The sequence below is a fragment of the Pseudoalteromonas carrageenovora IAM 12662 genome (genome assembly GCF_900239935.1).
Taxonomy (GTDB): Bacteria; Pseudomonadota; Gammaproteobacteria; order Enterobacterales; family Alteromonadaceae; genus Pseudoalteromonas; species Pseudoalteromonas carrageenovora.
Window position 1 is genome coordinate 2,087,410 of record NZ_LT965928.1, and the last position, 20,085, is coordinate 2,107,494.

Annotated in this window: 13 protein-coding genes and 1 pseudogene; 3 read left to right on the forward strand and 11 right to left on the reverse strand. The window is 40.0% G+C overall.

The window, feature by feature from the left end; translation table 11 throughout:
• Positions 1–222: 222 nt before the first annotated feature.
• Positions 223–981 (forward strand): HesA/MoeB/ThiF family protein, encoded by a 759-nt coding sequence (locus tag ALFOR1_RS09455; protein WP_104642813.1) that lies wholly within the window; start codon positions 223–225, stop codon positions 979–981.
• 16 nt (positions 982–997) lie between these two features.
• Here the strand turns inward: ALFOR1_RS09455 and ALFOR1_RS09460 are convergent, their stop codons facing one another.
• The 3 genes from ALFOR1_RS09460 to modA are packed head-to-tail and all read right to left on the reverse strand — an operon-like array spanning position 998 to position 3,444.
• Positions 998–2,026: an ATP-binding cassette domain-containing protein gene (locus tag ALFOR1_RS09460; protein ID WP_104642814.1), complete on the reverse strand. Its 1,029-nt coding sequence runs from the start codon at positions 2,024–2,026 to the stop codon at positions 998–1,000.
• A 1-nt stretch (position 2,027) separates the two neighbouring features.
• Complete coding sequence (modB, locus tag ALFOR1_RS09465) at positions 2,028–2,705, reverse strand: molybdate ABC transporter permease subunit (protein WP_104642815.1); 678 nt, start codon at positions 2,703–2,705, stop codon at positions 2,028–2,030.
• Positions 2,692–3,444 (reverse strand): molybdate ABC transporter substrate-binding protein, encoded by a 753-nt coding sequence (gene modA, locus ALFOR1_RS09470; RefSeq protein WP_104643652.1) that lies wholly within the window; start codon positions 3,442–3,444, stop codon positions 2,692–2,694. The genes modB and modA overlap by 14 nt, the downstream gene beginning before the upstream one ends.
• 46 nt (positions 3,445–3,490) lie before the next feature.
• On the opposite strand from modA, the gene moeA reads away from it, so the two are divergent.
• A complete protein-coding gene (gene moeA / locus ALFOR1_RS09475; RefSeq protein WP_104642816.1) occupies positions 3,491–4,708 on the forward strand; it encodes a molybdopterin molybdotransferase MoeA in 1,218 nt (405 codons plus the stop codon).
• Positions 4,709–4,781: 73 nt separating this feature from the next.
• Here moeA and ALFOR1_RS09480 read toward each other — a convergent pair whose 3' ends face one another.
• The 8 genes from ALFOR1_RS09480 to ALFOR1_RS09515 form a co-directional block, all read right to left on the reverse strand.
• On the reverse strand, positions 4,782–6,665 hold the full coding sequence (locus ALFOR1_RS09480; protein WP_104642817.1) for a hypothetical protein: 1,884 nt from the start codon (positions 6,663–6,665) through the stop codon (positions 4,782–4,784).
• A gap of 9 nt (positions 6,666–6,674) precedes the next feature.
• Complete coding sequence (locus ALFOR1_RS09485; protein ID WP_104642818.1) at positions 6,675–7,766, reverse strand: hypothetical protein; 1,092 nt, start codon at positions 7,764–7,766, stop codon at positions 6,675–6,677.
• A gap of 63 nt (positions 7,767–7,829) precedes the next feature.
• Complete coding sequence (locus tag ALFOR1_RS09490) at positions 7,830–10,862, reverse strand: hypothetical protein (protein ID WP_104642819.1); 3,033 nt, start codon at positions 10,860–10,862, stop codon at positions 7,830–7,832.
• Between the two features lie 538 nt (positions 10,863–11,400).
• Positions 11,401–12,567, reverse strand: a complete 1,167-nt coding sequence (prpF, locus tag ALFOR1_RS09495; protein ID WP_104642820.1) for a 2-methylaconitate cis-trans isomerase PrpF — start codon at positions 12,565–12,567, stop codon at positions 11,401–11,403.
• Positions 12,568–12,579: 12 nt separating this feature from the next.
• Positions 12,580–15,189, reverse strand: coding sequence for a Fe/S-dependent 2-methylisocitrate dehydratase AcnD (acnD, locus tag ALFOR1_RS09500; protein ID WP_104642821.1), 2,610 nt, complete (start codon positions 15,187–15,189; stop codon positions 12,580–12,582).
• Positions 15,190–15,305: 116 nt separating this feature from the next.
• A complete protein-coding gene (gene prpC / locus ALFOR1_RS09505; RefSeq protein ID WP_104642822.1) occupies positions 15,306–16,433 on the reverse strand; it encodes a bifunctional 2-methylcitrate synthase/citrate synthase in 1,128 nt (375 codons plus the stop codon).
• 47 nt (positions 16,434–16,480) lie between these two features.
• Entirely contained in the window at positions 16,481–17,359 is an 879-nt protein-coding gene (prpB, locus tag ALFOR1_RS09510; RefSeq protein ID WP_055253209.1) for a methylisocitrate lyase, read from the reverse strand.
• A gap of 268 nt (positions 17,360–17,627) precedes the next feature.
• Entirely contained in the window at positions 17,628–18,314 is a 687-nt protein-coding gene (locus tag ALFOR1_RS09515; RefSeq protein ID WP_104642823.1) for a GntR family transcriptional regulator, read from the reverse strand.
• A 263-nt stretch (positions 18,315–18,577) separates the two neighbouring features.
• Between ALFOR1_RS09515 and rsmF the strand changes: the two are divergent.
• Positions 18,578–20,028: pseudogene (gene rsmF / locus ALFOR1_RS09520) on the forward strand (16S rRNA (cytosine(1407)-C(5))-methyltransferase RsmF).
• The last annotated feature ends 57 nt before the right edge of the window (positions 20,029–20,085 follow it).

The window sequence follows — 20,085 nt, forward strand, 5'->3', positions numbered from 1 at the left end:
TGCGAATTGTTAAATTAACATTAACCATAGTCAGCAATTACTAAGCCAACAATTAATAAATAACAAATTCAGTAAGTTACAATTTTCGCTATTGATAATAATTTCGCTTTGCACTATTTAAGTAGCAGCGATGGGCGTTAACAGTGCAAAGATTTTTAAAGCTTTACTTGCTCTAGGTTTTAACTACTTGGTATTGTTACAAAAAAATTTGAGCGCACATTTATGCAAAAACCGCCATTAACGTATCAACAGCAATTACGTTATTCTCGCCACATTATGCTTGTACAACTTGATATAGATAGACAAGAAAAACTATGGCAATCTCATGCGCTTATAGTAGGTTTAGGTGGCTTAGGCTGCCCGGTTGCACAGTACTTAGCTGCCTCAGGTGTGGGAACATTAACGCTTGTAGATAACGATCTGGTCGATGCTACAAACTTGCAAAGGCAGGTGCTTTACAAACAAACAGATGTGGGAAGCTTAAAAACACACGCCGCTAAAGCGCAGTTAACTAGCTTAAATGATGAAATAGATATTCATACAATCGATGCATTTTTAGATGAGCAGTCAAAGCTTGACGAGCTATTAAGTAATATTGATATAGTCATTGATTGCTCTGATAACTTGCCTACACGTAATTTACTCAATAGCGCCTGTTATAAGGCTAAAATACCGCTAGTTTCAGGCTCTGCAATTAGAATGGAAGGCCAAGTTGCCTGCTTTACCATGAAACAACATAGCCATTGCTACGAGTGCTTATCACAGTTTTTTAATGAACAAACACAAAGCTGCTCTGAATCTGGCGTGCTCTCCCCTATTGTTGGGCTAATTGGCAGTATTCAGGCAACTGAGGCACTAAAAATACTTGCGGGTTTACCAAGCGGCTTAAGTGAACATTTATTGCTGGTGGATGGGCTCAGCATGGAGTTTAACCGCTTTAAAATTCCTAAAAATAGCCAGTGTCCCACCTGTAGTAAGTAACTCGTGTTTTAATTTTTTACTCTAGGTTATGAATAGCGGCGTAAAGTGTATCGCCCTCTTTGTAATTACTTTGATCCCATACTCTTGCTGAAAGTAAGCAATACAATGTTTGCCCATCAACATTAAGTGTAAGCTGCCAATTGCTATCAATCATTTCAGCATTAATAAGTATACAAACCAATATGTTACTATGCTCTGTGAGTATTGGTTTTATAGCACTAATTGATATTTGTTCGCTTTCAATAATTAGCTTGCCGCCCTGCTCAACTGCGCTTGGGGATACAAATAACTGCTGCTCACTTTGTTTTATTAGAAGGTGATAAACAGCGTATTTTTCATCAAATTTAATAATGCCATAATTAAGTAAGCTCAGTGGTGTTTGCTTATTATTAGCATAAATAGCCTTGGCAACTAACGCACTTGTTCCTTGGTTTATCACCTTACCTTTTTCAAGCTGAATTAGGGTATCGCAGCAAAACAGTAGCTCCTTTAATGAGTGGCTCACTATTATAAATTTAATATTAAATTTAGCTGCTAACTCACTTAATGTTGTTAGTGTTTTAAAACGAAGTGGCCAGTCGAGCGCACTAAACGGCTCATCTAAAATTATAAGTTTTTGACCTGCTAACATTGTGCGTGCAAACACCACTCGTTGACGCTCCCCGCCCGATAAACTTTGTACGTTGCGTTTAAGGAGTGGTTGTAACTCAAGAGCTGTAATCACTTCTTGCTCAGATATGTTAGTTTCCCTATTAGCGCAGTGCTTTTGAGTAAAAGCTAAATTGCCGGCAACATCTAAATGAGGAAATAACGGACAAGATTGCACTTGCAGTGTTACCCCGCGTTTATCACTAGGTAAATGATGCACAGGTTGATTATTAATATAAATACTTTGCTTGCCTTCAAGACCACTAATACAACGCAGCAATGTAGACTTACCTGATCCGGACGGACCAAAAACACCTGCAATATTAAACGACTCTAATTGCAAGTTTATATCTAAATCAAAGTTATTAAGTGCTTTAAATAGGGTTAATTTAATCATGTTATTGTTTAACCCCAACTATGCTTTTATTAAACTTAAATAACAGCACCAAACACGCAAATGAAATAGCCAATAAAATAAGAGAGAGCTGATGCGCAGCCGCATAATTTAACGATTCAACATGGTCGTACAAAGCAATTGAAACAACTTGTGTTTGCCCTTGAATATTACCGCCAATCATTAATACCAAACCAAATTCACCGAGTGTATGAGCAAACCCCAAGGCAAACGCACTACCAATACTAGGCTTTAGTAATGGTAAAATTAAATACACAAAACGCTTAAAATGACTAAGCCCAAGCGCTATTGCAGCCTCGTTATAGGTTTGATTTATTTGTTTAAAACCTGCAACCAAAGACTGCATTACAAACGGCAATGAATAAAAAAGAGAACCAATAACCACACCTTGAAAACTAAACGCAAGCTGGGTACCCGTTAACCAAAACCAAAACTGCCCAAAAGCATGCGTTGGCGAAAAAAGAACCAATAAGTAAAAACCTAATAAAGTGGGCGGTAATACTAAAGGCATAGCAATTAATGCCTCTAAAAAAGGTTTAAATTTACCTTTGTAGCCTGCTAATTTATAAGCAACCGGAATGCAGAAAACGAGTAGTAATATAGCGGTTATAAAGGCCAGTTTTATTGTTAACCACAGCGCAGTTAAATCACTTTGAAGCATTGCTGTCCTTTGATCTGTATCCTAATTTAATAAGCTTAAGTTGAGTGCTACTTGTCATTAAAAACTCCATAAGCTTTTTTGCACTCGCCATTTTTTTTGTCGATTTTATAATAACGCCTTGTTGGATAATATCGGGGTATTCACTCGCCTCTAGCACTTTATAATCTAAATACTTGGGGTTTTGTGTATTGCTATACGCAGCTTTTAACGTAGACACCGCCACCAGCCCAATTGACACATTGCCACTTTGAACAAACTGAAAGGCCTGCGTAATGTTATTACCGTATACGTAACTTATTGGCTTTTTAAAGTTAGCATTAGCATAAAACTGCGATGCCCGACCATAAGGTGAAAAACGAGGGTTAGCAATGGCTACTTTATCATTTACTTTATTAGCATTGGGCTGCCACAATGCAAGCTCACCTAATGCGTAGGTAACTAAGCTACTTTGACTAGCAAACCCTTGTTTTACTAATGCTTGCGGGCGGAGATCATCAGCTGATAAAAACACATCAAACGGCGCACCATGTACAATCTGAGAATATAAAATCCCGCTTGAAGCCGCTGATATTTTTACTTGTACGCCGGGTAAAGGAGATTCTTGCAGTAAAGTTTGTAAGACAGTTTTAAAGTTACTTGCTACTGCGACATGCAATGTTTCTTTTGCACTTAACGTGCTTGAGAACACGCAAAATACAAACAAAAAATAACCCAGCCATGTATTGTAAAGCTTTGACATTATAAGTATTGTTTTAAAAATAAAATGATTTAAGTAAGCAATATATATGAACGATGTTTGCAATGCACCCGGTTTATTACCAATAGAAACGGCAATTCAAAACATACTAAGCTCTATCAATGCAATTTCGCACAATGAAACCATCTCCATAATGCAAAGTGTTGGCCGGGTTTTAGCCAATGATGTTAAATCTAATATTAATGTGCCTGCTCACAATAACTCTGCTATGGATGGCTATGCTGTTTGTATTTCAGATAAAAGCTTAACCTATACTCAAGTAGGGAGCGTATTTGCAGGGCAAACATTTGAAGGCACACTCACTCCCGGACAGTGCGTAAGAATAATGACGGGAGCAGCCATTGCACCGGGTGCTAATGGCGTTGTAATGCAAGAAAACGCATCGGTTAATGGTGATCAAATCACATTTACTGCGCAGCCTGCCGTTGATGAAAATATTCGTTTTGCCGGTGAAGACATTGCAATAAATGACGTTATTTTAAATGCAGGCGATAAACTTAAAGCCGTTGATGTAGGCTTACTCGCCTCTTTAGGTATTGCCGACATAAATGTCACTCGCAAATTAAAAGTCGCCGTGTTTTCTACAGGTGATGAGCTAATTGAGCCTGGACAGCCCCTTAAAAAAGGCGCTATTTATGAAAGTAACCGTGCCGTAATAATTAGTGCATTACAGCAACAAAACGTAGATGTGCTTGATTTAGGTATCATCAGCGATGATAAAGCGCTCATTACTCAAGCTTTTTTAAGTGCAGATGAAAAAGCAGATGCTGTAATAAGTTCAGGTGGTGTATCGGTTGGTGAAGCTGACTTTACTAAAGAAGTATTAAATGAAATTGGTAATATCCATTTTTGGAAAATAGCCATGAAGCCAGGTAAACCCTTTGCTTTTGGTAAGTTACCCAACAGTTACTTTTTTGGCTTACCAGGTAACCCCGTATCAGCCGCAGTAACGTTTAATCAACTAGTAGAACCTGCACTACAAAAGCTCTCTGGACTTGGGCAAGTAGCCCCTAAAATGCGTTTTAATGCTATTACAACATCAGTTGTTAAAAAACGCCCTGGCAGAGCCGACTTTCAACGCGCTACAGCTTCAACAAATGAGCAAGGTGACTTGCTTGTAACGCCATTTAATAAACAAGGCTCAGGCGTACTTTCGTCACTCAGTAGAGCAAATTACTTAATTGTAGTACCCGCACAAAGCGGTAGCATTGCAAAAGGTGAAACGGTAAGTATTGAGTTTTTGTAAAAACACCTTTTCAATAAACGAAAAGCCCAACTAGTGTTGGGCTTTATGTTTATAAGTTATCTCTAAAAACTATTTAAAATAATGATTCGAAATCACCGTTAGAAAATAATACACCTGGGATGCCTCTCACAGCAGTAACTTCAGCAATTTTAGTATCACCAAAATATAGACCTCCACTGTAGTTACGACCTTTTTGTTTTACATCTAACCAGCGACCATTTTCACCTTTAGCAATAAGATTAAGGTTGCCACTTACATCTCTTATACGAAGATCTAAAGCTCTATTTTGTACACTCACAAAAATATCTGTTGAAGTAAGCTCTGATAAGTTTGCGGCTTCACCTACATAAGCAAATTTAAAATCACTTGCACCACTTAAAGGAAAATCTAGCTCGAAGGTAAATGCTAAATCGTCATTTTCTTCACCTATAAACGGTGAAGCTTCTACAGCCGTAATATGAAAATCTGTATTTTGAATACTGCTTTGGTAATTACCAACAAAATCAAACGTTGATAATGTGTTTGATACTTCACCAAATGAGTTTACAAAGCGCTCTAAACTTAGCGATAAATCACCATCAAGCTGACCCGCAGCTTTAGTTATAATGACATTAGAAGTTAACTGAGCAATTCCTGTCTCGGCATCTGGGTTTAACTCGTTAACTTCGTCAATTCCATCAAACTGTATCAGTAACTCGCTAACGTCAACGCTAAGTACCGTTGCACCATTTGTAATTGAAGCAGTCATTACGCCTTCAATTTTATCACCTAGTACGCCGCTCACACGAAATGTCGGAATAGATAAATCTATAGAAATAGGTAAATCATCATATGTACCGGTTATAGCCCAAGTATAAGGCGATTTACTATAGTCTATATCTAGATCTCGAAGTTTATATTGCCCTGCTGGTGTCGAATCGTCTGCTAATGGCGAATAATTAGTAATAACTTCGTTTAGTGAATTAATCAGTGCATCAAGCGTTTGTTGAGTATCTTCATCAAAAGCGCCCTCAAGCTCTTCAAATTTAGAATCAAGCTCATCTGAGTAACTTTTTTCTTGAAGCCTTGCAACACCTATAATATTACGAGTATCAACAAGTAATTCTCTTGAATCTAAACTTTGCGTAACTTGTGTTCGTACTTGCCAATTAGAGTAGGTAGTTACACTTGCTATCGTTTGTTTCACTTCACCGGCAACGTTTTGTAATAACGCATTACCTTGATCACTAAATAAATTATCAGTAACGTATTGCGCTGCCAACTCGCTATAATCCTGCCATGCTTGCTGATCTTCTTGCTTGGTAGCAAAGTCAGTAAATGCATTATCAACACTAAAGCTTGCATCTGTAGCACCCGCAATTATTGCAGCGTAAGTAAATGCATTAGTTACCATTTCAGCTTCAACACTTGCACTTAAATTACTGTGTGTTAGATGATAAAAAGGAGTTGCTGCTAAACTTGCTGCAACAGCACTATAGCCTTGATCAGAAATCACTTTACTAAGCGGCGATAAATAAACTGTATTTTGACCCGGTGCACTAAAAGCGCTCGCTTTGTAGTTTAAAGTGACAGCTGTTGGCTCTTGATAATCAATCAAACGGTTTTCGTTTAAATCGTTAATATCTCCACGAACCGTTCTACCACAACCTGTAAAACGAGGGCATGTTAAAGTGCTATCATCAGGAATAAATTCAAAGCTGTTAAAGGTAAGTGGATCTACACTAACGCTTGCGGTATTAATATTGTCTACAGCAATCGACTCTTGAACAACACCATCACTATTTATAACATTTAAAGTGCCTTGAGAAGGCTGCCAATTTGCAACATAAAAATTTACAGTGGAAGATGTTGAAGCAACAGTAACGGCAACACTTTGAGTATCTTCACTATCAGATGAAGACCCACCACAACCGGCTAATGCGATAGCAACCCCTAAAGGTAAAATTTGTTTTAGCATCTTCATTCCTTAAAACTTAATGTTCATATACCAATTCACATTTGCATAATAGGCTTTATCTAAATCTAAACTATCAGTTTGTAAATTAAGACCAAAATACTCGTTTTCTATACCAACCAAAAAAGCCTCACTTTTTGTTTCGTAACCAGCTTGGACTTTCCAATGGTCCCAAAAGTGAATACGCCCTTTTAATTGATTAAATGTGTCTTGATCGTAGCGTTTAATTGTTAGCTGAGTTGAAAAGCGCTCATTAATTCTATAATCAGCAAATGCTTGTAAACGCATTTCCATCTCTAAGTCATGTGATTGAGTGTTTCCATAAGCAGACGTTTGTAATGAAACCGTTGGTTGAGTAACAATATCGCCATTATCATCTTCTCTAAAAGGGATCTCTGTTGTTTGCCCTTTTACTGAACCACTATCGTCGTAATCTGTTTTATAAAGTAAATCTTTTACGCTAAACCCTACTTGAAGCTCATCGTTTACTTGCCAATCAGCAAAAATATCCAAACTGTAGCCTAAACCTTCTGGTTTTTGTGAGGGAGTAAATTCTTTAAATAAAATGTCTTTTGAAAAGTTGTAGTCTACGGTTACGGTCCCTTCAACTTCATCACTGTAAATTTGACCATTTACAGTTGCATCTTGAAAGTGAGAACTGGCAAAAATAGATAGTTTAGGTGTAATCGTTAATGCATTTTTGTCTAAAAATTTAAAGTCATACGATACAAAAACACCGTTAGAGGTTGCTTGTTTAGCATCTAAATAATAAGTGTAAAACCTATCTTCAAAAGCTAAATCGTTTTTTTCTGTATGAGTATATAGCGCAGTATCAGGATCAAAATTAAGTACGTAATCGTAACGACTTTGTAGGCCAACTTTAAAATTTCCGTAACCAACACCGACTTCAAATATATTGTAGGTAAATGCACTATCACCTGATTTAAGTGGCGCGTCAAAATCATCAACAAAAGATTGTACTGGTTGTGCTTCGGTATAAATTTCTGCGTCAAAGTGGGTAAAAATTTGAAATTGATTATCTGCGGATGCAAGAGGAGAAATAAGAGCTGTCGAAAATCCTAACAAGAGAATTTTTTTTTTCATAATAAAATCGCTTTCTATAAAAAAAGGGAAAAGCGCACAGCTTTTCCCTTTTATAGTTTTAAGTTACTTACTTGCGTCGATTAAATCAACATCTGTGTAAGGCACTACATCACCATCAATGTAAGTGATTGATACACCGTTAGTAACTTTAGTCGCAGTACCAAATGACATCATTTCGCCATTGTACATTGCCTTCACATCACCTGTGTAGCCTTCAGACTCCATACCAGTTAGAGATAAAGTGTAACCCATTGCTGTATCACCTTTAACCATAACATCTAATGTACTTTCGTCTTCATCACCACTGCTATCAACCATGCCCATAACTTTAAAGTCTAGGTCGCCAGACATACCTTCAAGGGTAACTGTACCCATGTCAGTCGCGTCATTAGCAGTTATATTTAACATACCCGCAAAACCAGACTCACCGTCCATAATTTCCACGTGGTTCCAGGTTTCAGTATTAACGATTTCCGCATCATCAACAGTGTCAGCATCTACTTCACCATCAAAAGTAAATATTAAACAAGAATCAATTTGAGTCTCGTCAATAGTACCGGCTGCAAAATCAACACAATCTGTAAGTGCGTTTGCTTGTGAATCTGCAGTCATTAACTCAACCGTAGCATCACCACCAACTAACGTAGCACCCCAAGCAACAACTAACTGCTCGCCTTGGTAAGATGCGGCAGCGCTGATCATTTCATCAGTTGTGTCATTTGTAAGAACTAGCGTTAAATCATCTAAACTATAATTGTAATCCCACTCAGGTTGGCGAGTAGAAGTGCCTTCACCTGAGTTACCCATATCAGCTAGCTCATCAATAACGTCTGCTAAAACATCAGCGGCATCAATAACTGCTTGACCACCAGTGTTAGTAAGTACAGTCATTGTTGAAAGCGACTCAGAAGTAGCTTTAACTGAAGTAAGTACTGCAAATTTAGCAACCGCTTCTTCAGCAGTAATTTGTAAATTATAAGCTGTTACAAATTGCTCATTTGCTAATTCGCCTTGAGCCTCAGCAGCTGTTTGCATTGCTACTAATGCATCTACCATTGCTTGAGCACCTTCGCCTTCAAGTTCTAAGTAGTCATTTGCAGCAGCAAGTGCTTGTGCAATAGCAATTTCTAGTGCATCAACCGCTGCCGCAAATTCTGAAGCAGCTTCAACAGCATTCATTGCAAGCTCTTGAGCTTCGGCTGCATTTTCAGCTGTATCTACCATTGCATCTTCAGCTGTAGCAAGTGCGCTTGTAGAAGTAGCTTCAGCCATATCTGCAGCAGTCTTTTTAACGTCAGCTACATCAGCAGTGTCTTCTGCTACTAACTTAGCAGCAGCAAGTTCAATATCAAAATCTTCAATTGCGGCATCAGCTTCAACAACTAATGCAGCAAGTGCAACATCATAGGCCACTGCATCAGTAACAGCTGTTAGCGCATCAGTATTTAGTGATGTTGCAGAGTCAAGAACTTGTTGATAATCAGAACTCTCTGCAACTAAAGCATTTGCTGCAGTTACATAACCTTGAGATTTAACATAAATAGAACCAGCTTTAACAGATAAGCCAGCTGTATCTGCTTCGTTTTTAAGAAGCGTAACGGCACTTACAAATGCTGCTGCGTTATCTGCAGTAAGCGCGTCGCCACCCATTGCTTGTACATCTTCAAGTGAGCTTTCAGCGCTATCAATATCCATTTCAAGAGCTGTAAGTGAAGTTTGAGAAGCTGTTATCTCTGCTGTTAAAGCAGCAGCTAAAGCAACGTAAAAATCTTCATCTACAGTACAACCTGAATCAGTACAGCCTATTACTTCTAATGCTTTTTTAACTTTTTCTGCAGCAACGGCAAGTCCAGCGTCTGTTGCTGCACCATTTTTAACTGCTTTATCTTTAGCTTCTTTTGCTTTTTTAGCAATATCAGCTGAGTTTGCGGCAAATGCAACAATTTCACCTGCGCTAGGCGCTGGAATTTTTGCAGCGTAAGCGGCTTCTAATGCAGCTTTAATATCGTCTTCACTACCTGTAGCAATCGCAACAAAAACATTTGAAGTGCTTGTCACAGCACTTTGTAACATTGTAGCAATTGCAGCAATACCTTCATCAGTGTTATTTTTGAACTGACCTGATTGAATGCCAGCTTTAATGCTGCTCATTACATCTGCAATTGAAGGCAAGCCTTGGATTGAAGATGAGAGCTGCGCAATAGCTAAAATACCTTCGCTTAGCTCTTCTTCACCGTCTACTTCACTTAAATCAACTGCGCCACCGTTAGATAAATCACCAATAATAGATGATAATAATAGTGCTGCATCAGGACCTAGTACTTGTATAACAGTATCAAGGCTTGCAGATGCAATTGCACTTTCATCAATAGAAGCACCAGATTCAATAAGAATACTTGCTACTAGTGTTGTTAAGAAAGTTGCATTAGCTTTATAAGAGCTATCAACATTTTCTTCACCAGCTATGCCACTTGCGCCCGATGTATCAGCTTCTACCGCAGGGATGTATTTTACTACAGATAGTTCTAAGTCTGTTTTGTACCATTCACCAAATTCAATTTTAGTGTCACCGTCGTTTACGTCATCAGCTTCTGGAGCTTCATCGTAATCACCACAACCTACATAAGCATCACAGCGTAAAAAGCTATCATCGCCTTCAGCAGATGTTTTTACTGTAATATATACAGGACCAGTAAAGTCACTTTCTAAATAAATGCTGTAACGACCGCTTTCATCGGTAACTACGTCAGGGTTTGAAGCTTGCTTACTTGCTTCTACAGCTGCATCAGCAGCATCTTGAGATAAGCCTTCTTCTGAAAATGTTTCAGCTTCTGCTGAAGCCGCAGAGCGAAAAGCAACAGGAACACTTTGGCCTGAGTCATCTAAAGTAGTAACTGAAACAACTGCACCTTTCATTGCGCCTTTAACTGCTTTACCGGTAACTTCAACACTAAATTGAGCTTCTCCAGTTGCTGAGAAAGATTCAACAGGTGGCACATAGGTGTTTCTATCGTTATCAGTACCACATGCTGTTAAGCCTAAAGTAAGTGCAACTGAAGCTGCAATAGGTGTAAATTTGATCATACGCTTTGCCATTTATTTCTCCTTGATAGCCTGGAATGAGTATCAAAATTAGTTTAGTTGATAATGATATGCATACGCTTTATGTTTACAAAAACAATAAACAAACACACATTCATAACCTTTGTTACTAGAACTTTAAAAATACCATTAAGCTATGTGGTTTTGCTACATATTTATACATTTTAAGTAAGTATTTTTGATTTAACTGGTACATAACTTCTTTGTCAGCACCTTTAGGATTCAAATACCTATGGGAACTCATAAAGAACCTACGTCCACTTAAACAATATATTCATATTATTAAACGAATATTACATTTAATTTAGTTTGTTAATAATATTCTTCAAGTAAATGCGGCAGATACACGAAAAAAAATGACACTTTAGCTTTTATTAGTAATAAAGGATTGGTTTTAGAAGATTTATGGATGGTGAAATATAAACAGTGCGTTTATATTTAGTATAATTACGGCTAAACAAGGCGCTTTATAATTGTACTTATATCTAACGATTTAGCTGCTAGATATAAGTAACCTAAGTTTAAAATGCAGTTACCCGGGAACTCTTACAACCCCTTCCATAAGTACACGAGCACTTCGGCTCATACTAGCTTTGGTAACTTGCCAATCTCCAGCTATTTTTTTAGCTTCTGCGCCTACTTTTAACGTGCCCGAGGGGTGACCAAAGTTAACTTCATTTAATGCACCGCCTCCAGCAGCTATATTTACAAGCGTACCTTCTATGGCAGCTGCCGTACCAATAGCAACTGCGGCTGTCCCCATCATGGCGTGGTGAAGCTTACCCATTGACATAGCGCGTACTAACAAATTAACACTGTTTGCCCTAATATACTTATTACTCGACGATGTATAGTCTGCGGGACCTGCAACAAATGCTACTTTAGGTGTATGTTGGCGCGCTTGTGCTTCGTTAATATTAGTAATTAACCCCATTTTTACTGCGCCATAGGCACGAATAGTTTCGAGCTTTTCAAGTGCTGCTGTATCGTTATTTATGTCACCTTGTAGCTCAGTGCCGGTATAGCCAATATCGCAAGCATTAATAAATACAGTAGGAATACCTGCGTTGATCATGGTGGCTTTTAAAGTACCAACACCCGGTACTTCTAAGTCATCCACTACATTGCCTGTTGGAAATAACGCGCCATCACCGTCGGCAGGGTCTAAAAACTCAAGCTTTACCTCGGCGGCAGCAAAGGTAACACCGTCGAGCTCAAAATCACCGGTTTCTTGTACTTCACCATTGGTCATAGGCACATGAACTAAAATACTTTTTTTAATATTAGCTTGCCACACACGTACAATAGCAACGCCGTTGTCGGGCACTGTATTTTTATCAACTAAGCCATTCGTTATTGCAAATGCGCCTACAGCCGAAGTTAAATTACCGCAGTTACCGCTCCAATCTACAAACGGCTTATCAATGGCAACTTGCCCGAATAAATAATCAACATCGTGGTTAGGTTGCTCACTTTTACTTAAAATAACTGTTTTACTTGTGCTTGATGTAGCACCGCCCATTCCATCGGTTTGTTTGCCGTATGGGTCAGGGCTACCTATAACACGTAGTAATAAATTATCGCGCGCCTCACCTGCCACTTGGGCAGGTTTTGGTAAATCGGTTAATTTAAAAAACACGCCTTTACTGGTGCCGCCACGCATGTAAGTTGCTGGTACTTTAATTTGTGGTTTAAACATAATGCACGCCCCTTATGCTGATTGCGTTGCTTCTAAAAAGTCTTGTGCAAAACGCTGTAATACACCGCCAGCAGCATAAATAGAAAGCTCCTCTTGCGTATCCAATCTGCATTTCATAGGTACCGTTAGTACCTCACCATTTTTACGCGTAATCACCAAATCAATGGTAGCGCCAGGTGTTGGCTCGCCTTTTACATCAAAGCTTTCGCTGCCATCAATGTTAAGCGTTTTGCGGGTAGTGCCTGGTTTAAATTCAAGCGGTAAAACACCCATACCAATTAAGTTAGTACGGTGTATGCGCTCAAAGCCTTCTGCGGCTATAACTTCAACGCCTGCAAGCCTTACACCTTTTGCAGCCCAATCGCGAGATGAGCCTTGGCCATAATCGGCACCCGCTACAATTATTAGCGGCTGTTTACGCTGCATATAAGCTTCAATTGCTTCCCACATACGGGTATTAGTACCTTGAGGCTCTAAACGCGCGTATGAACCTTGTTTAACTTCGCCGTTTTCATCAAGCACCATTTCGTTTAACAATTTAGGGTTTGCAAACGTGGCACGCTGCGCTGTTAAGTGATCGCCTCGGTGCGTTGCGTACGAGTTAAAGTCCTCTTCTGGGACATTCATTTTAGTTAAGTATTCACCTGCGGCACTGCTTGCCATAATTGCGTTTGATGGCGATAAATGATCCGTTGTAATATTATCGCCAAGTACAGCAAGAGCACGCATGCCGGTCATGGTTCGCTCACCTGCAAGGGCGCCTTCCCAGTATGGCGGGCGGCGAATATAAGTACTTTGCTCGCGCCACTCATAAAGTGGGTCGTTGTCTTCACCGTAATCTACGGTTAAATCAAACATAGGCTCGTATACTTTTTTAAATTGCTCTGGCTTTACACTTTGTTTTATTACTTCATCTATTTCTTCATCGCTTGGCCATAAGTCTTTTAGCGTTATATCATTGCCGTTTTGATCTTGCCCTAAACTATCTTTTTCAATATCAAAACGAATAGTGCCAGCAATAGCATAAGCCACAACTAATGGCGGTGACGCTAAAAACGCTTGCTTAGCATATGGGTGAATACGCCCATCAAAGTTACGATTGCCCGAAAGTACCGCTGTTGCGTATAAGTCACGATCTATCACTTCTTGTTGAATTACAGGGTCAAGCGCGCCGCTCATGCCGTTACAGGTAGTACATGCAAAACCCACAATACCAAAGCCAAGTTTTTCAAGTTCAGGGAGTAATTTTGCTTCTTCTAGGTATGATTGCACCGCTTTTGAACCCGGTGCTAATGACGTTTTAACCCAGGGTTTGCGCATTAAATCTTTTGCATTTGCGTTACGCGCAAGTAAGCCGGCAGCAATTACGTTGCGCGGATTACTGGTGTTAGTACAACTGGTAATAGCAGCAATAATACAGGCGCCATCTGGCATTAAGCCTTCCTCGTTTTCAACCTTGCCTGATATACCTTCTTTTGCTAAATCGCTCGTTGATACACGGCGATGGGGATTTGAAGGCCCAGCAATATTACGTCCAACGCTAGATAAATCAAAGGTCAAAACACGCTCATACTTTGCGATTTTTAAACTATCGCTCCAAAGGCCTGCCGTTTTAGCATAGTTTTCTACAAGCGCTATTTGCTCTTCATCACGCCCTGTTAAACGTAAATAATCTATTGTTTTATCGTCTATATAAAACATTGCCGCAGTTGCACCAAATTCTGGCGTCATGTTTGAAATAGTTGCTCTATCGCCAAGGGTTAGTGCATCGGCGCCTTCACCGTAAAATTCTAAATAGGTCGAAACCACACGCTGAGCGCGTAAAAATTCAGTAATGGCCAATACTATATCGGTTGCAGTAATGCCAGGCTGACGAGTGCCTGTAAGCTCAACACCTACTATATCAGGCAGGCGCATGTACGAGGCACGGCCAAGCATTACGCTCTCAGCTTCAAGCCCACCTACGCCCACTGCAATTACGCCAAGTGCATCCACATGCGGGGTGTGGCTGTCGGTACCTACTAAGGTATCGGGGAATGCAATGCCATCGCGGTTTTGAATAACAGGCGACATTTTTTCAAGGTTAATCTGATGCATAATGCCGTTACCAGGCGGAATAACATCAATATTTTTAAAGGCGGTTTTAGTCCAGTTTATAAAATGAAAACGGTCATCGTTGCGTCTATCTTCTATTGCACGGTTTTTTTCAAATGCTTCAGGATCAAAGCCTGCGTGCTCAACCGCTAATGAGTGATCAACAATTAGCTGTGTTGGCACAACCGGATTTACTTTTGCAGGATCCCCACCTTTTGCAGCAATGGCATCGCGCAGGCCTGCTAAATCAACTAATGCAGTTTGGCCTAAAATATCGTGGCACACCACGCGCGCCGGATACCACGGAAAATCTAAATCTTGCTTACGCTCAATAAGCTGATTAAGCGCATCGGTTAGCATATCTGGCTCACAGCGGCGCACTAAGTTTTCGGCAAGTACACGCGATGTGTAAGGCAATGTGGCATAAGCACCAGGCTTTATTGCATCAACGGCTTCTTGCGTGTCGTAGTAATCCACATTTGAGCCGGGCAATGGTTTTCGGTATTGGGTGTTATTAATTATGGTCATAATATCTGTTCGCTAATAGGTGACGGGAAATAAAAGGCAAGAAGTGAGCGTATTGCTCACCCTATACCAATCCGCTTAATTAAGTATTATTACGGATTGGTATTATGTGTAACTAATTAGCCTCTTGATTCAATTGGCGTGTAGCTACGTGCCTCTGGCCCTGTGTAATCAGCACTTGGGCGAATAATACGGTTATTAGCGCGCTGCTCTTTAACATGTGCAGTCCAGCCTGTAACACGGCTCATAACAAATATTGGCGTAAACAATTTGGTTGGAATATCCATAAAGTGATACGCCGATGCATGGAAAAAATCGGCATTACAAAACAGTTTTTTCTCGCGCCACATAACCTCTTCACAACGAACCGAAACCGGGTAAAGCACATCATCGCCCACCTCAGCCGCTAGTTTTTCAGAGAATTTTTTAATAATTACGTTACGCGGATCTGACTCGCGATAAATAGCGTGGCCAAAGCCCATTATTTTATCTTTACGCTCTAACATGCCCATAACTTCTTGCTCGGCGTGCTCTGCACTTGTAAAACCCTGAATCATATCCATAGCGGCTTCGTTTGCACCACCATGAAGTGGCCCACGTAGCGTGCCAATAGCGCCCGTTACACACGAATGAATATCAGAAAGCGTTGATGCACACACTCTCCCAGTAAATGTAGAGGCATTAAATTCATGCTCTGCGTATAAAATTAGCGACACATTCATTACTTGCGCAAAAAGCTCGCTCGGTGCTTTGTCGTGTAATAGGGTTAAAAAGTGCGCGCCCACTGAGCCGTCATCAGTTTGTGTTTCAATGCGTACGCCATCGTGTGTAAAGCGGTACCAGTAACAAATAATACTTGGGAAGAGCGCAACCATGCGGTCAATCGCATCGTTTGCTTGGCTAAAATCAAGTTCCATTTCTAGGTTACCCAGCATTGAGCAACCGGTACGCATAACATCCATTGGATGCGCGTCTTTAGGAATATTTTCAAGCACGGTTTTTAGTGCATCTGGCAGGCCGCGTAAGCTTTTTAATTTAGCTTTATACTCGGCTAGTTCATTGGCTGTTGGTAGTTCGCCGCGTGAAAGTAAAAAAGACACTTCTTCAAACTGTGCTTTTTCGGCAAGTTCGCTAATATCGTACCCACAATACGTTAAACCTGAGCCTGTTTGTCCTACTGTACATAATGCTGTTTGCCCTGCAACTTGCCCGCGTAAACCTGCTCCGCCTAATGCTTTATCTACCATGATCTTCTCCTATCTAAATTTGTGTGTGTTATCTATTTTAATAGTTATTATTTGTCAGATTTTGATGAAAAAAGGTTATCGAGTGTGTTTTCGTATGTGTGGTAATCTAAAAATTCGTAAAGCTCGGCGCGTGTTTGCATGTTCTCAATTTCGCTTTGCTGAGAGCCTTCATTTAAAATCGCAGAGTACACATTAAGCGCAGCTTTATTCATTGCTCTAAAGGCGCTAAGTGGATAAAGCACCATTTCTACACCTACTTCACTTAACTGCTCTTTGGTGTAAATAGGCGTTTGGCCAAACTCTGTAATATTAGCTAAAATTGGTACATTAATCGCCTTTGCAAATGCTTGGTAATCGGCAAGGTCGTGCACGGCTTCTGCAAAAATAGCATCAGCGCCCGCTTCAACACACGCAGCTGCGCGGTCAATCGCGGCGCTTAAACCCTCTTTTTGAAACGCATCGGTACGCGCCATAATGTAAAAATCACTATCGGTTTTTGCATCAACTGCGGCTTTAATGCGGTCAACCATTTCACCTTGGCTTACAATTTCTTTATTAGGGCGATGACCGCAACGCTTTTGTGCCACTTGGTCTTCAATATGAAAACCCGCTGCGCCTGCTTTGGTCATTTCTTTAACGGTACGAGCAATGTTAAACGCGCCGCCCCACCCTGTATCAGCATCTACAAGTAGTGGTAAATCGCTTGCACCGGTTATACGGCGAATATCTTCAAGTACATTATCAAGGCTGGTCATGCCTAAATCGGGCATACCGTAAGAGGCATTTGCCACACCTGCACCAGAGAGGTAAATTGCTTGGTGGCCCATTTTTTCAGCCATCATGGCTGTATAGGCATTAATAGTACCCACTACTTGTAATGGGCGGTTATTCGCAATGGCCTGTTTAAATTTTAATCCTGCTGACATTATTTTCTCCTCACTTTGAACGGTTGCTACATGGAGTAACTTATATTTTTAATCTTAAATTGTGACTGTTTTACTGCTCTGCTAACTTTCTCTTTAGCTTTTAGAAGTTTCTTTTTATGACTAAATCCAATCTGTATGTGTATGAGGTATATTTAACGCTAAGAAAATCGTTCTGTAACTAGGCAATAATTTTTATGTTTAGTGGTTCTAAATAAAAAATTCTTAACGACGTTATAGAGCGATTTATTCAGTTATATTGTTCGAATACTCATATTGATTGGCATACATTAAATTTGGTTTGAATATTGGCTTGCGATGCACTTATGTGTCGCTTCATCAACATTTCGGCGAGTTCACCATCATGGTTTTCTATCGCGTTAATAATGGCTAAATGCTCGTCAAACGCTTTAGATACACGCGGCCCCACCATACCCATTTGCACACGGTACATACGAATTAATTGATAAAGTTCGTTACATAACAAATGAATTAAATGAGCGTTTTTACTACCTTTGATGATGCGATAGTGAAAGTCTAAATCGCCTGCTTCTTGATAGTACGACTCGCCTTCTTTTACACGCTGAGTTTGCAAATGCTGATTAAGTAATTGCTTTAAGCCTTTAACTTCCTCGGGCTCCATATTGTCGGCAGCAAGCCTACAAGCCAACCCTTCAAGGGAGCTACGAACCTGATACACTTCAATTAAACGTTCTGCTGTAAGCGCCACTACACGGCAGCCTACATTGGCTTTACGCTCAACTAAATAACAGCTTTCTAAACGATTTAATGCTTCTCTTAGCGTGGCACGGCTTACGCCGTAACGCTTTGCAAGCTCCGGCTCTGATATTTTGCTGCCTTGCTCTATGCTGCCCTCTACTATTTCGCGGCGCATATCTACAAACACTTGATCAGATGCTGTAGTAATAGGTGTATCGTTTAAAAAAGTTTGCGTCATGGCTTCACAAATAAATTGTCGACAATTGATGGGTTAACTATGTGCTTAATAAAAAAACATGTCAACCCTTAGCTCTACCTAAATGAGTAAAAAACACACTTATTGTCGACACTGTTAATCTAAAGCCCTTTATAACTGCACTAAAAATGAACTAAAATCACAAAGTGTCGACATAGCATCAACAAACAAATTCAATATTTAACTCTGAAAAAACACTTTAAAAGTGCTAATATCACGCTTTATTTTTAATGTACGAGCCACCAGTGAACGCCAACACTTATATTCCTGAGCACTTTATTGACGACGTAAAAACCTATTTACCTGCGCACCTCAATTTAGACGACTCTATAAACGCGTGCCGTCGCCCTCTCAGAAAATCTATTCGTGTAAATACATTAAAAATTAGTGTTGCTGAATTTAAACACCGTGCAGAGCAAAAAAACTGGCAACTTACACCCATACCTTGGTGTAGTGAGGGTTTTTGGCTAGAACGCCCAAGCGATGAAGAGCAAAACCTAGCATTAGGCAATACCGACTTACATTTAAGCGGCGCTATGTACGTGCAAGAGGCAAGCTCAATGCTGCCGCCTATGGCACTAAAACAAAGTATTGAAAACTTAGATTTACAAGATGGTTACGTACTTGATATGGCATCAGCGCCTGGCTCTAAAACTTCGCAACTTGCCGCAATAATGAATAACCAAGGGGTACTTGTTGCCAACGAGCTTTCGTCATCACGCTTAAAAGTACTTAGCGCTACGCTTAAACGTATGGGGGTGGGTAACTGCGCGCTCTCACATTTTGATGGCGTCATATTTGGTAATTATATGTTTGAATGCTTTGATAGCATTTTACTTGATGCACCCTGCTCTGGCGAAGGTACCGTACGTAAAGACGCCGATGCCCTTAAAAACTGGTCTATTGAATCAAATATAGAAATTGCTCAAGTACAAAAAGACTTAATAAAAAGCGCATTTTACGCATTAAAGCCAGGCGGAACGCTTGTGTACTCAACCTGTACGCTCACCCCGCTTGAAAACCAAAATGTATGCAATTATTTGCTTAGCGAATTTGGCGACTACATTGAGCCGCAATCGCTAAGTGATTTATTTAAAGGGGCAGAAAAAGCCACAACCGCCGAGGGCTATTTACATGTGTGGCCGCAAACATTCGACAGTGAAGGTTTTTTATCGCTAAGTTTAAAAAACTTGCAAGCTGCAATAACCCAACCCAAAGCGTTAAAAAAGGTGCGTTTCCGTTTAACGAGTTTGATAAAAAACAAACCACTTCTTTTATGAGCGAGCTTAAAAAACAGTTTGGCTTAAAAGCGCTGCCAGGTAAGTTAATGCAGCGCGATAAAGAACTGTGGTTATTCCCTGACGGGTTTGAAGCCGTGCAAAATAAAATAAAATACGCACGCTTAGGCATACAAATAGGCATAATTCATAAAAATGGTGTAAGGCTGACTCACGAGTTTGCTACCGTGTTTGGTAATGAATGCAAAAGCAATACATATGCTTTAACAAACAAGCAAGCAAATGACTACTTTAATGGTAAAGATATACGGCTAGAAGACGTTACAAAAGCCAGCGGCGAAGTAGTACTAACCTTATGTGGCTGCCCGATAGGACTGGGTAAATGGCAAAAAAATAAGATTAAAAACTCTTTGCCACGCGACCTTGTGCAAAATACTCAGTTAATAAGCTGGGTATAAACAAAAGTATAAAGATGCGCATAATTAATCTAATGATTTGTTATCAAATGTAACCAA

What these genes read in the sequence shown, in the direction of transcription:
- prpF (WP_104642820.1), bottom strand. Translation starts at nt 12,567, where the DNA reads ATGTTTAAACCACAAATTAAAGTACCAGCAACTTACATGCGTGGCGGC.
- prpC (WP_104642822.1), bottom strand. Translation starts at nt 16,433, where the DNA reads ATGGTAGATAAAGCATTAGGCGGAGCAGGTTTACGCGGGCAAGTTGCA.
- ALFOR1_RS09485 (WP_104642818.1), bottom strand. Translation starts at nt 7,766, where the DNA reads ATGAAAAAAAAAATTCTCTTGTTAGGATTTTCGACAGCTCTTATTTCT.
- ALFOR1_RS09480 (WP_104642817.1), bottom strand. Translation starts at nt 6,665, where the DNA reads ATGCTAAAACAAATTTTACCTTTAGGGGTTGCTATCGCATTAGCCGGT.
- ALFOR1_RS09490 (WP_104642819.1), bottom strand. Translation starts at nt 10,862, where the DNA reads ATGGCAAAGCGTATGATCAAATTTACACCTATTGCAGCTTCAGTTGCA.
- ALFOR1_RS09455 (WP_104642813.1), top strand. Translation starts at nt 223, where the DNA reads ATGCAAAAACCGCCATTAACGTATCAACAGCAATTACGTTATTCTCGC.
- modA (WP_104643652.1), bottom strand. Translation starts at nt 3,444, where the DNA reads ATGTCAAAGCTTTACAATACATGGCTGGGTTATTTTTTGTTTGTATTT.
- moeA (WP_104642816.1), top strand. Translation starts at nt 3,491, where the DNA reads ATGAACGATGTTTGCAATGCACCCGGTTTATTACCAATAGAAACGGCA.
- prpB (WP_055253209.1), bottom strand. Translation starts at nt 17,359, where the DNA reads ATGTCAGCAGGATTAAAATTTAAACAGGCCATTGCGAATAACCGCCCA.
- acnD (WP_104642821.1), bottom strand. Translation starts at nt 15,189, where the DNA reads ATGACCATAATTAATAACACCCAATACCGAAAACCATTGCCCGGCTCA.
- modB (WP_104642815.1), bottom strand. Translation starts at nt 2,705, where the DNA reads ATGCTTCAAAGTGATTTAACTGCGCTGTGGTTAACAATAAAACTGGCC.
- ALFOR1_RS09460 (WP_104642814.1), bottom strand. Translation starts at nt 2,026, where the DNA reads ATGATTAAATTAACCCTATTTAAAGCACTTAATAACTTTGATTTAGAT.
- ALFOR1_RS09515 (WP_104642823.1), bottom strand. Translation starts at nt 18,314, where the DNA reads ATGACGCAAACTTTTTTAAACGATACACCTATTACTACAGCATCTGAT.